10 protein-coding genes are annotated in these 13111 nt (G+C 36.6%); all 10 read left to right on the top strand.

Features of this window, described 5'->3' with window-relative positions; genetic code table 11:
• Positions 1-28: 28 nt before the first annotated feature.
• A complete protein-coding gene (locus Bccel_RS28930) occupies positions 29-544 on the top strand; it encodes a helix-turn-helix domain-containing protein (RefSeq protein ID WP_152966023.1) in 516 nt (171 codons plus the stop codon).
• 163 nt (positions 545-707) lie between these two features.
• Positions 708-917 carry a helix-turn-helix domain-containing protein gene (locus Bccel_RS14480; protein ID WP_028308405.1) on the top strand — a complete coding sequence of 70 codons (210 nt, stop codon included), beginning with the start codon at positions 708-710 and terminating at the stop codon, positions 915-917.
• Between the two features lie 84 nt (positions 918-1001).
• Positions 1002-2717 carry a phosphoadenosine phosphosulfate reductase domain-containing protein gene (locus Bccel_RS14475; RefSeq protein WP_036944772.1) on the top strand — a complete coding sequence of 572 codons (1716 nt, stop codon included), beginning with the start codon at positions 1002-1004 and terminating at the stop codon, positions 2715-2717.
• A gap of 17 nt (positions 2718-2734) precedes the next feature.
• Complete coding sequence (locus tag Bccel_RS14470; RefSeq protein WP_028308407.1) at positions 2735-3619, top strand: DUF4007 family protein; 885 nt, start codon at positions 2735-2737, stop codon at positions 3617-3619.
• Positions 3620-3646: 27 nt separating this feature from the next.
• Positions 3647-7279, top strand: a complete 3633-nt coding sequence (locus Bccel_RS14465; RefSeq protein WP_036944773.1) for a hypothetical protein — start codon at positions 3647-3649, stop codon at positions 7277-7279.
• 12 nt (positions 7280-7291) lie between these two features.
• On the top strand, positions 7292-8449 hold the full coding sequence (locus tag Bccel_RS14460; RefSeq protein ID WP_036944774.1) for an aminotransferase class V-fold PLP-dependent enzyme: 1158 nt from the start codon (positions 7292-7294) through the stop codon (positions 8447-8449).
• 10 nt (positions 8450-8459) lie between these two features.
• Entirely contained in the window at positions 8460-8765 is a 306-nt protein-coding gene (locus tag Bccel_RS14455) for a hypothetical protein (protein WP_036944776.1), read from the top strand.
• The gene (locus tag Bccel_RS14450; RefSeq protein WP_028308439.1) at positions 8762-10957 is read left to right on the top strand and encodes a DEAD/DEAH box helicase family protein; all 2196 of its coding nucleotides are present in this window, start codon (positions 8762-8764) and stop codon (positions 10955-10957) included. The genes Bccel_RS14455 and Bccel_RS14450 overlap by 4 nt, the downstream gene beginning before the upstream one ends.
• The gene (locus Bccel_RS14445; RefSeq protein ID WP_028308440.1) at positions 10947-11126 is read left to right on the top strand and encodes a hypothetical protein; all 180 of its coding nucleotides are present in this window, start codon (positions 10947-10949) and stop codon (positions 11124-11126) included. Before Bccel_RS14450 ends, Bccel_RS14445 begins: the two co-directional genes overlap by 11 nt.
• Positions 11117-13111 carry an AAA family ATPase gene (locus tag Bccel_RS14440; RefSeq protein ID WP_036944777.1) on the top strand — a complete coding sequence of 665 codons (1995 nt, stop codon included), beginning with the start codon at positions 11117-11119 and terminating at the stop codon, positions 13109-13111. The genes Bccel_RS14445 and Bccel_RS14440 overlap by 10 nt, the downstream gene beginning before the upstream one ends.

Below are 13111 nucleotides of genomic sequence, written 5' to 3'. Positions count from 1 at the left end.
CCGGTAGTAATTGAAACAGGAGGGTATCATGGCAAAAATCGAATATATGACCAATGCATTTCAATCAGATTTGAAACCGAGGGCAAGGCTTGTATTAAACTGTCTTGCCCTCCATTGTAATAAGGACGGACAATGCTTTCCGTCCATTAAAACCATAGCAAAAGAGTGCGGATACAGTGTCAATACAGTAAAAAGAGCTTTAGATGACCTGGTGAAAGCAGGTTTTATTACTAAAGAAGCTCGTTTTGATACAGAACGCAAACATGGGGGACAGACTTCAAACCTCTATACACTGAATATTGTTGAACCAAAGAAAGAAGAATCTAAGTCACCCGAAGTGGAGAGGGAGCAGTCAGAGCAGGTAAAAGAGAATGGTAGTATAAAAAAAGAGCTGGGAGTAAAGGGAGAAGCATGTATCAATCGTGAGCTGGGGGCAGCCCTTTTTGTTCAAGATAAGCCAACTAAGGAAATTAGTACTAACATGGCATATCCGACTTATAACTTTTCGTGGGCTGGGGGGCAGGCCAAAGGCGCATCCCCTTGAAATATACAGGTGAACTAATATCTACAGGTGAAAAAAGAAGTATAAACTAATATGAGTTTATAATGATTAGATATGATAAAAAAATAAGCATATATCTATTTACCGATTGGTAAAATCATGCTAAACTGTATATTGAATTATTATATTACAGGGAGGCGCTGAAATGGCTATACGCTGTAAGCTGTCAACGCTGATGGGGCAAAACCGCTATAATATACAGGATGTTTATGAGAAAACAGGGCTTTCAAGGGCAACAATCTCTAATCTTTATCACGATAAAATGCAGCGTATTGATTATGAAACCCTGAGTAAGTTGTGTAAGTTGTTTGATTGTACTGTGGGAGATTTACTCGAATACTATAAGCCGGAATAATTTTTTCTTCATTAGTGCATAAACAAAGTCCGTTTTTTGGGACAGATGAAATGATACAATATAATAGTGAGGGAGGTGTTTCGTTTGTGGTGCAAAAATTGTAATAGAGAAACAGAGGATGAAAGGTGTGAGCTTTGTGGGAGTGTGACTGAACAGGACATACCCTATGAAGTTTTTTGGTGTGATGAATGTAAAGTGCCGATTATTAAAGCGGCTAACAGTATAGATAAAAATATTTGCACTCTTTGTAATGGAAACACCACTTATCTTTGTGCTGATTTGCGTCCAGTTTTTCCTGAAGAGAGACTTTTATTAGAAATTATCGGAGCAAAACCGTTTGCTTATCATGACAAGGCTATCTGGGCTTCTAATAACCGTTATTACATCGATGGGAAAGTAAAGCTGATTACCACCAGTTTTTATAAAAAAAATTCGCCTAAGGTCATTAGGGAGTTGCTGGATCAGTATAGCGTTCAAAATGATTATTTATATTTTAATCAGTCTATTGAGAGGTTTATAAAAGCCAATCAGGACAGGCTTAATTACCTGAAAGATGAAGCATTCGCCTTTATTCAATCTGCAGCCGAAAAATACCCTCATGAAAGCATTGTGCTTTCTTTCTCGGGTGGTAAGGATTCAACAGTCACAGCAGATTTGGCAGCGAGAGCATTGAGCGATCCGAGTCTTGTACATATTTTTGGGGATACAACTTTAGAATTCCCGCTTACAATGGAGTATGCACAACGATTCCGAAAGAACAATCCAAAAGCAATTTTTAAGGTAGCTAAAAACAAGGAACAGAATTTTTACAAAGTATGTGAGGATATTGGTCCTCCTGCTCGTATGCTCCGCTGGTGTTGTTCAATGTTCAAGACGGGTCCGATAACCCGTGTTTTAAACAGTATGTATCGAGATAGAGATATTTTGACCTTTTACGGCATCCGCAAATGTGAATCCGTAAGTCGAAGTAAGTATAACCGAATTGAGGATAATGCGGAAGCTGTTAAAATACAAAAACAAAAGGTTGCTTCTCCGATTTTTTATTGGAAAGACATTGATATATGGCTTTATATATTAGGAGAACAGATAGACTTTAACGATGCTTACAGGTTAGGCTATGACCGTGTGGGGTGCTGGTGTTGCCCCAATAATAACGAAAGAGCGCAGTTTCTTTCGCAGATTTATATGCCGGAACAGGCTGAGAGATGGAGAAATTTTCTTGTGGACTTTGCAAAGAGAATTGGAAAGCCTGATGCGGAGGTTTATGTTGATACAGGTAAATGGAAAGCCCGACAAGGCGGAAATGGTGTTGTTGCGGCTGAGGACGTCAAGATAAAATTTACTAACTGTACAGCAGAAGAAAACGCAAAGATTTATAAGCTAAACAAGCCAGTGGACGATAGCTTTATTCAACTTTTTAATCCTTTTGGCAGAATTGCGCCGGAATTAGGTAGAAAGCTTATCAATGAAACCATTGTGATAGATATAAAAACCAATGTGCCGATACTATCTATTCAGCCTTTTTCGCAGGATGGATACGATTTTGCGGTAAAAGTTAAGACATTGAATGTAGCCAAGCACGATGATTTACAGCGTATGGTTGGCTATCAGGTTAGGAAATTCAATGCCTGTAGAAAATGCTTAAAATGTGAATCTCTGTGCAAGTTTGGTGCTATCTCGGTCTATGGTGATACCTATCTTATCAATGAGCAGAAATGCAAGCGGTGTAAGATGTGTGTCACTGCTAAGTATTTAGATGGCGGTTGCTTAATGGATAAATATTTGAAAACCAAAGACTAAGGCTTAGGAGTGAAATAATGAAGTTTAAATTTAGAGCACATGATACATTTTTTATCAGAAAAGGTTGGCTTAATAAAGGAATGAGAAATGTTCAAGATGACCCACAGGTTTTCATGGGTGTTAACGGAAACCCTATGGACATTTTAGGTATAGGTGCAAATATGGTAAAGGCGTTGCGATATTGGCTTCAGGCAGTTGGACTTACTGAGGAACCACCTGCTGGAAGAAAGGTACAGAACTTTACCAATTTTGGTACAGTAGTTTATGAAAACGATCCTTATTTTGAGGAAATGGGTACGTTGTGGCTTCTTCACTATAAACTTGCCACTAACAAAACGGATGCCACTGCTTGGTACTATTTCTTTAACGAATTTAAACTGTCTGAGTTTACAAGAGATGACTTTGTGGTGCAATTAAACAACTATATTCGTATAAATGATGATGAGGTATCGGAGCGTTCATTAGAGGACGATTACAACTGTATCATTAACACCTATGTGCCACGCATTAAATCTAATCCTGAAAAGGTACAGCCGGAAAGTAATATCGATTGTCCTTTAGGTGAGCTTGGACTTATTGACATTGCAAATAAAAAGGAAAAGATATACAAGAAAACCACCCCAAAGAAAGATACCTTGCATCCACTGATATTGCTTGCAGTTATTGTGGATCAGGCTGCGGGTCAGCGTGAAATCAAAATTTCGGCGATTCAAAACAATACTTGTAACGCCGGTAAGGTGTTTAACCTGGATATAATCACACTAACCAATCTGCTTTATAAAATAGAACTTATGGGATATATCAAGGTAGTTCGCACCGCAGGACTTGACGTTGTTCGGATTGAAAGAGAAGTAGACTTTTTGGAGTGTGTAAGAGAATATTACCGAGCAATCAACAACTAAAATAAGACACATGGGAGATACAAAATTATGTTTAACGAAAAGATAAATGTTGCAAAAGGTTTTCAAACCTCAGTCAACATTGCCTATGATTTATACAATGATGAAAAAGTAAGAAACTTTATCCCAACCATGTCGTCCTTTGATGTTATAGAAGATGTGCTCCTTAGCACGACCAAAAGCGCAACTCAAAGGGCAAGGATATTGATTGGAGCCTACGGTAGGGGTAAATCGCACATAATTCTTGTGCTGATGTCACTTCTTTTCAAAAAAGATGTGACTTTATTTGATATGCTCTTAAAGAAAATGAAAATACACAACTCAATGCTTTATGAATTTGCGGTTGATTATATAAAAAGTGATAAGAAACTGCTCCCTATTATTGTCAGCGGAAGCAGTGCAAGCCTTACTCAGTCTTTCCTCAATGCTTTGCAGCAGGCTTTAAGATCGGAAAACTTAGCTGATTTAATGCCTGAAACCAATTTTAAGGCTTCTATCAACACAATAGAGCTTTGGAAGCAAAGCTACCCGGATACCTACGAGAAATTTGCTCAGACCTTAAGTGAGCCAGTGGATAATTTTATCCTCGCATTGAAAGAATATGATGTTAATGCTTATGAACGTTTTGAGAAGTTATATCCTACCCTTACCTCTGGTAGCACCTTTAATCCCTTTCTCGGATTTGATGTTGTAGAACTTTATGAAAAAGTAGTAGATAAGCTTCAGACGAAAGGTTATGATGGTGTTTACATTATATATGACGAGTTTAGTAAATACTTAGAGTCAAGCATCGCGAGTGCTACTATCAGTGACATTAAGCTGTTACAGGATTTTGCTGAGAAGTGTGACCGTAGTGGAAACAAACAAATTCATTTAATGCTTATTTGTCATAAGGATATTGCCAATTATATCGACAACAGCCTACCGAAAGAAAAAGTGGATGGATGGCGTGGTGTGTCTGGTAGATTTAAGCATATTAATCTACATAACAACTTTTCCCAGATGTATGAGATTATTTCTGCTGTTATTAAGAAAGACAAGGCGTTTTGGAATAAGTTTTGCGAGGAAAATAAAGACAGATTTGACGATTTGACTCAACGTTTTACTTTGAACGGAGTATTGGATGAAAAAGACGAAAATATGGTGCAGACAGCAATCAAAGGCTGCTATCCTCTGCATCCTATTTCAACGTTCATATTACCAAGATTATCGGAAAAAGTTGCTCAGAATGAGCGGACCTTGTTTACCTTTCTGTCATCGGATCAGAAGTACACCCTATCTGCGTTTCTGAAAACAGCAGAGGGTGATTTTCCTATGCTTACTCCTGATTACATTTATGACTATTTTGAGCCACTACTTAGAAAAGAGCCTTATACGAGCGAAACGCATAAGCTGTATAAGCTCACTTCTAATGTACTTCGAAAGGTTGAACCGGACTCTCTTGGAGCAAAGATCATTAAGACAATTTCGCTTATTTATATCATCGAGCAGTTTGAAAAACTGCCACCTATTTTTAATATTATCGCTGATACTTTCAAAGATAGTGTTGGAGATACCAAAGAAATTAGTAAAGTATTGTCCGAACTGATTGATAAAGAATGTATCGTTTATCTAAAGCGTAGCAACAATTACTTAAAACTCAAAGAAAGTAGCGGTGTAGATATCCCTGGTGAGATAATAAAGACCATTGAGAAAAATAAAAGTACATTAAGCGTAAAGGAGATTTTGAATAAATCTACCTTTGACAGTTATATGTATCCGACTCGCTACAACGACGAAAATGAGATTACACGTTATTTTGACTTTATTTTTATCGACAGTAATGAATTTTGGGCTGTAGAGAATTGGGAAAGGAAAATCGAAGGAACAGATGCAGACGGAATGGTTTACGCCATAATCCCTAATAGTCGAGAAGAAATAGACATTATTAAAAAAGCGTTATTAAGTGGCCAGCACAACCACAATAGAATTGTCTTTGTTGTCCCAAATATCTATACCGAAATTGAAAAGATTGCCTATGAGTATAGCGCAGTAAAGCAGCTTAAATCTCTTGTGGTAGATGATGACTTGCTTTCTGATGAATACGATATTTATATAGAGGATTTAGAGGAAGTTATAGGTAGTTTTATATTTTCTTACGTAAGACCTGAAACAGGTGGTGCGGAATACTTTTATATGGGTGAAAAAAAGAATTTGTACCGTAAAGCACAGATTTCTGCACTTCTTTCAGATATTTGCGAAAGAATCTATCCTTATACGCCAATAATCAATAATGAGTCCATAAACAAAAACGTTTTGCCTACGGTTGCTATCAATAGCCGTACGAAGTTAATTTCAGGACTTTTAGAGAACGAATTAGACACGAACTTAGGATTGACGGGGACAGGACAAGATGTATCCATTATGCGAAGTACATTGATTCAAACAGGAATTTTGCAGAATGCAGACAATGTACCTGTTATTAACTTAAATCCTGATGATGCAAATATGCGGAATATGCTGACTACTATACAGAACTTTTTTACAGGTGCTAATGTAGGTGGCGGTCAGAGTTTCCGCGTGCTTTATGATACATTAACTCTTCCACAAAATGGTATTGGATTGAAAAAGGGAGTTATCCCGATTTATATTGCTGTAGTGTTACATCATTGTAAAAAGAACTTGGTTATAAAAAATAAAGGCAACGAGGTAAGAATTACAGCTGATCTTTTAAACAGTATAAATGAAAATCCTGATGAATATTCGGTTTTCTTAGAAGACTGGAACGAGGAAAAAGCAAAGTACATGACGGAACTTGAAAGCATCTTTAGTGAATATGTTATTGAGAAGGAAAAGGCCTATAACAGCTTTTCCTTTATTGTGTTTGCTATGAATCGTTGGTATATGTCGTTACCAAAGTACGTTAAAGAAATGAGTAAAATTTATTGTGGTATCAATAGCAAGGAGTCTAATAAACCTGTTCCGAGAGAACAAAAAAAGTTTATTAATAGCTTAAGACAGATTGATAACAATTCCAGAGAATATCTTTTTGAAAAGATATTTACTTTCTTTGGAATGAATGAGTTTAATCTCATGATTCTTAATCATATAAAAGCAACTAAACAAGCTTTTGATATGGCAAAGGGCAACCTTATCAATGTGCTAATTTCTGATGTGAAAACTATATTTGGAGGACAGAACACGAAAAATGCAAGTCTCACATCTGTTATTAAGGATTGGTATGAATCTCTTGGCGAAAATACCATCAATTATCTGTTTACTAATAACGAAAGCAAAATCCTTGAGCTGATGAAGTCAATTACCAATGATGAAGTAACGTTTATGGAACGCTTAGGCAAAGCTGTCACATCTTTGAGGATTGATGATTGGAATGCAAACACTATAGAAATGTTCTTAAAGGACTTAGCTGCCTTTAAGGAAACTGTAGAGGACTTTGATAAAAATTATGCGGATAGTAACGAAAATGCTTCCGAAATGTACAGGATTGTTTTTGTAGACAAAGATGGTAGCGAGGTAGTTAAGACGTTCAGTAAGACAAAATATAGTGACAGAGCAAAACTGCTCTTGAACGAAATTACAACTTCGCTTGAAGAAATGGGGCAGGCTATTTCTGAACAGGAAAAGCGTCAGGTCCTCATGGAACTGCTTGAAAAGATGTGTTAGGAGGGGTTGACATTGAATAAAACCGTTTACTTTGATAATGCAGCCACAACATTTCCAAAGCCTGAAGAAGTGTACATATTCATGGATAAATTTTACCGTGAGTATGGAGTTAATGTGGGTAGAGGTCAACACAAACTGGCTTTTACCGCAAGTAACCTGATAGCAGAGACAAGGATACTCTTGCAAGATTTGTTTCATTGTCCCAACAAAAAGGTGGTCTTTACCCATACAGCGACAGAGGCTCTAAATATTATTTTACAGGGTTTACCTATTGGTGATAATTATAATATTTATTTATCGCCTTTTGAACACAACGCCGTAACAAGGGTAATAAACTATTTGCAAAGCATTTATAAGCTAAACATCCATACGTTAATGGTGGATAAGACAACTTTTACATATGATTTAGAGAAAATCAAGTACCAGTTTGCAAAGAATAAGCCCAATATAGTTGTAGTAAGCCATGCAAGCAATGTGTGCGGTGTTGTGGCTCCTATTGATGATATTTGTGTTTTATCAAAGGCTTATGATGCTATCAATATTATTGATATGTCTCAAACTGCCGGACTGATAGACACTGATTTAAGCAGTGATGCTTTTGACTTTGCCGTGTTTGCCGGTCATAAAACATTGTACGGTCCATTGGGCATAGCTGGCTTTACTTGCTCAGGTAAAGTGAAGCCAGCACCATTACTTTATGGCGGGACAGGAGTAGATTCTGCAAATCAGAGCCTGCCTGAAACAATACCTGAAAGGTATGAGGTGGCAAGTCCAAACATCATGGCAATTTCAGGATTAAATGCAGCATTAAAATGGATTGATAAAGTTGGTATTAAATCCATTTTCGAAAAGGAAAAGAAAAATCATAAAAGGTTGTTAGAAGTATTAAGGAATTTCGACAATATTAGAATCGTCAGTCCAACTAATGAAGACACAACAATAGGTGTAGTATCCTGTGTATTTGACGGTTACAGTAGTGACAGTATCGGGCAAATTTTAACTGAGCACGATATTGCGGTTAGAACCGGACTACATTGCGCCCCATCTGCACATCAATTTTTAGGCACTTTCCCTTCTGGTACTGTACGGTTTAGTGTTAGCTATTTTAATGATGATAGCGACTTTGAAAAGCTACAAGAAGTGTTAGAGTATATAGAGGATAATGCTTAGAGGTGAGTATATGAGAGAAACTGAATTCGAAAATTTTTTAAATGCCGATTCTAACATTGTCAGCAAAACAAAGGCAGTACGCTCACGGATTAGCAAGGCCAGAATGGTAGAACGTCATTTTAATATCTCACTTGATGCTATCGTAAGCGATAACGATAAAATGTATAATATATTGGTGCGAATCAAGCAGGAGATGAAAGATACTAACGGAAACATCTCAAACGCTTTAAGAAAATATTATCAGTTTGTCAATGGGAGAGTTTTTCCAGCTCTTTCACAATATCAGAGGGATGTTGAAACAGAGGTGAAACAATGAGCTTACAGGATATAGAAATTAAAAGTGAATATCGCTCACTGCTTGATAATGTGGCTAAGGATTTTTATATTCCTTTGTTACAACAAGCCGTATCATATAAAAGAGCTGTTGGATTTTTCTCGTCCTCAGCGCTTGTTGAAATATCTAAAGGCATATCAGCACTTGTGAAAAATGGCGGAAAAATCCTGTTAGTAGCTTCCCCATATTTATCAGCAGAAGATGTGGAAGCAATACGTAAAGGATATGAATTAAGAGATAACATAATCAAAAAAGCTTTAGTACGTGAACTGAAAGAAGCGAAAGATGTCTATGAGAAGGATAGGCTTAATCTTTTAGCAAATCTTATATCGGATGGGATATTAGACATCAAAATAGCCTTTACCGAAGATGAAAATAAAATGGGAATGTACCATGAAAAGATGGGTATTATCAGTGACGATTTTGGTAACAAAGTTGCTTTTTCTGGTTCAATGAATGAGTCAGCAGCGGCTATGACATTAAATTATGAAACTATAGATGTCTTTTGCTCATGGAAAGGTGAACAAGATCGAGTAGCCGCAAAGGAAAATGCGTTTGCTTCTATTTGGAATGACTGTGAACCTAACATTCGGATTATTGATTTTCCAAATCTAAAACAAGAAATTATTGATAGATATAAAAAAGCAACTCCTAATTATGATATAGATAAGCATGAGTTTGGAGAAAGAATATATGTATTAGAGGAAGCAACAAAATATCGTTTAGGACCTGATATTCCACGGAATGTCCAGTTACATGACTACCAAATTAAGGCTATTGATGAATGGGAAAAGCGTGATTATAGAGGCATCTTTGATATGGCTACTGGAACAGGTAAGACCTTTACTGGTCTTGGTGCGATAGCAAGATTATCTGAAAGGGTATCAGACAAACTTGCCGTGATTATCGTTTGTCCATATCAGCATTTGGTTGAGCAATGGGTTGAAGATATTGTAAAATTTAACATGAACCCGATTATTGGTTATAGTGCGTCCTCACAAAAGGATTGGAAACGCCGATTGGAGGATGCTATAAGAGATCAAAAACTGAAGGTAAGAAACAAAGAATTTTTCTGCTTCATCTGTACAAATGCAACATTTTCATCGGATTTTGTACAGACTCAAATTAATAAGATAAGAGGCAATGCTTTATTAGTGGTAGATGAGGCTCATAATTTTGGGGCAGAGTATTTAAGTAAGTTATTGAGCGAAAAGTTTACATATAGACTTGCATTATCTGCAACGCTTGAAAGACATAACGATGAAGAAGGAACTGCAAAATTATTTTCGTATTTCGGAGAAAAGTGCATCGAATACTCTCTGGATAGAGCAATAGAAGAAAAGAAACTAACCAGATATAAATATTATCCCATCATCGTTACTCTAAATGATGATGAACTTCGACGATATTCAGAGCTTACCTATGAGATAGGGAAATGCTTAATAAAAGGGAAAAATGGGAAAGTAAAGTTGAGCGAAAAGGGTAAAATTCTTGCGTTGGCAAGGGCAAGGTTAGTTGCTGGTGCTGAGGATAAAATTACAAAATTAGAGGAATATATTAGGCCATATCTTCATGACAGACATATTTTGGTTTACTGTGGTGCAACAAAACTACTCCGTGAAAACCAAGACTTTACTACGGTAGATGATGAAGATTTAAGACAAATTGATGTAGTCACTGATTTGCTTGGAAATAAACTCAATATGAAAGTATCTCAGTTTACATCTAAAGAAGATGTTGAAGAGCGAGAGATATTAAAAAGAGAGTTTGCAGATGGTGATACTCTTCAAGCCTTAATTGCGATTAAATGTCTTGACGAGGGTGTAAATATTCCCAAAATAAAAGTCGCATTTATATTAGCAAGTACTACTAACCCAAAAGAATACATTCAAAGGCGAGGCCGTGTGCTGAGATTAGCTGAGGGTAAGGAATATGCGGAAATTTATGACTTTATCGCCCTTCCTCGTCCTCTTGATGATGTACCTTCACTCACAGTGGAGCAAATGAAAAAGGAATTGTCTTTAGTAAAGAACGAGTTGTGCAGAGCTGAGGAATTTGCTCGAATTGCTATGAATATGGTTGAGGCTGAGTCAGTTTTAGATGAAATCAAAGAGGCTTACTCTATTAACGATAACCTGATTACTTTCGAGGAGGATTTTGATTATGGACAATAGTAATCCAACAATTATCAATGGTATTGAAATTGATACCGAAAAGGCACAAAAAATGCTGACAAAATTGATTATGAGAGAAAAGAAGAACATCAAAACAAAGCAGTATAATGATGGCGAAATGGTAAAGATGATTAAGAAGATGATTGAGGAGGAAGTGCAATGCTATTAAGAACATTAAAGCTGAAAGACTTCCGACAGTTTAAAGGCGAACAGACTATATCTTTTGCTACTGACCCTGTAAAAAACGTTACAGTGATTATGGGTGAAAATGGATCGGGTAAAACTACTCTTGCACAGGCTTTTACCTGGTGCTTATATGGTGATACTGATTTTGACGATAAATCGATGCTTTGTAAAGCTACTGCACAAGCAATGCTTCCGAATACAGAAGAAACCGTTAGAGTAGAATTGAGTTTAATGCATAGTGGTATAGAATACACTCTTATTCGTGAACAACGTTATACAAAAGACGGAACCGGAAATTTAAAGCGACCTAATAATACTATATTTAAGATAGCCTATAAAAATAGTGATGGTCAGCGTGAATTTGTAAGAGATTTAGAAACCGATATACGAATGAAAGAAATCTTGCCTAAAGAGCTTTCTAAATATTTCTTTTTCGATGGTGAACGTATCGGGAATATGAGTAAGGAAATTCGAAAAGGTAAGAGTCAAGAATTTGCCCAAGCAGTTAGGGGGTTATTAGGGCTAAGTGCGTTTACTGCCGCGTTAGATCATTTGAAAGGGCGTGCTCCTAAAGTATCTGTTATTCGTAGTTATGATGAGAGCTATGACTCTAAAAGCGATAGTAAGATTGCCCAATACACAAAAGAAATTGAAGAATGCGACGAGAAAATTGCAGGTATTGAAAAACGGTTAGAAGAAATCGAAAATGAAGAAAGCATTGCCCAAGAGAAATGTAACGATTTGAGTGAAAAAATTAAGGCCAATGCAGATAGTGAGCGCTTAGCCAAAGAAAAAGAGCGCCTACGTCAAAAATTACAAGGGTTAGTGCAGTCTAAGGTCTCAAATACTGCTTCACTCCTAAAATCTTTTAATAAAGATGCGTCTGCTTATTTTGCTAAGAAGCTAATGAAAGATGCTCTGCAGCAGCTATCGGAAGCAGATAAATTGGACAAGGGTATCCCTGATATTCATGCAAGAACTATTGAATTTTTAATTAAACGTGGAATATGTCTTTGTGGAAGTAAAATTGAGGTGGGTAATGACGCCTATAAGGAATTAAACAAGGTGTTGGAGTTTATACCGCCACAATCAATTGGTGCTTTGATAGGTCAGTTTGTAAGAGAATGTGAGTTAAAATGCAAAAGTTCAGATAGTATGTTTGATGATGTTTCTGATAAATATTCTATGATCAGAGACTTTGAGAACACCTATGCAGAAGTTGAAAATGAAATCAAGCTCATTGAAGAGAAACTACAAGGAATGGAAAAAGTGGGAGAACTTCAAAAAGACTTAATGAAATATGAAAAAGCATTAAGGCAACTTCGTGAAGAAAGGGATAATTTAAATCGTCAAAAAGGCAGTTTCGAAACATCAAGAGATCGGCGCATTACAGAAAGAAATGAGTTGACTCTGAAAGATGAAAATAATAGAAAAATAGAAGTTTACAAAGCTTACGCCCAATATATGTATGATGTATTAGACACGCTTTATAAGGAAAAAGAAGCTGAGACAAGAGCAGAGCTTGAGAAAACTGTAAATGAAATCTTTAGAAGCATTTATAACGGTGGATTTTCGCTTTCAATTGATGAAAAATACAATATTCAAATTGTTGTCAACGATTTTGAGGGTTTTAATGAAGATATTGAAACATCGACGGCACAAAGTATCTCAGTTATTTTTGCTTTCATTTCAGGAGTCATAAAAATGGCCCGTCAAAGCAGAAATCCCGAAAATGAGATGTTGGTTTCTGAACCGTACCCTCTGGTTATGGATGCCCCTTTGTCTGCATTTGATAAGACAAGGATCAAGACTGTTTGTGATGCACTACCCAAAGTCGCTGAACAGGTTATTATCTTTATTAAAGATACAGACGGTGAAATTGCTGAAACAAACATGGGTGAAAAAGTTGGTATGCGGTACTTATTTGACAAAAAGAATGAGTTTGAAACATATTTAGTGACGAGGTGA

The sequence above is a fragment of the Pseudobacteroides cellulosolvens ATCC 35603 = DSM 2933 genome, assembly GCF_001262605.1.
GTDB lineage: Bacteria > Bacillota > Clostridia > Acetivibrionales > DSM-2933 > Pseudobacteroides > Pseudobacteroides cellulosolvens.
Note: the sequence above shows the minus strand (reverse complement) of the source record. Positions and strands in the feature narration are given on the sequence as shown.

What these genes read in the sequence shown, in the direction of transcription:
- Bccel_RS28930 (WP_152966023.1), top strand. Translation starts at nt 29, where the DNA reads ATGGCAAAAATCGAATATATGACCAATGCATTTCAATCAGATTTGAAA.
- Bccel_RS14470 (WP_028308407.1), top strand. Translation starts at nt 2,735, where the DNA reads ATGAAGTTTAAATTTAGAGCACATGATACATTTTTTATCAGAAAAGGT.
- Bccel_RS14465 (WP_036944773.1), top strand. Translation starts at nt 3,647, where the DNA reads ATGTTTAACGAAAAGATAAATGTTGCAAAAGGTTTTCAAACCTCAGTC.
- Bccel_RS14450 (WP_028308439.1), top strand. Translation starts at nt 8,762, where the DNA reads ATGAGCTTACAGGATATAGAAATTAAAAGTGAATATCGCTCACTGCTT.
- Bccel_RS14445 (WP_028308440.1), top strand. Translation starts at nt 10,947, where the DNA reads ATGGACAATAGTAATCCAACAATTATCAATGGTATTGAAATTGATACC.
- Bccel_RS14480 (WP_028308405.1), top strand. Translation starts at nt 708, where the DNA reads ATGGCTATACGCTGTAAGCTGTCAACGCTGATGGGGCAAAACCGCTAT.
- Bccel_RS14440 (WP_036944777.1), top strand. Translation starts at nt 11,117, where the DNA reads ATGCTATTAAGAACATTAAAGCTGAAAGACTTCCGACAGTTTAAAGGC.
- Bccel_RS14455 (WP_036944776.1), top strand. Translation starts at nt 8,460, where the DNA reads ATGAGAGAAACTGAATTCGAAAATTTTTTAAATGCCGATTCTAACATT.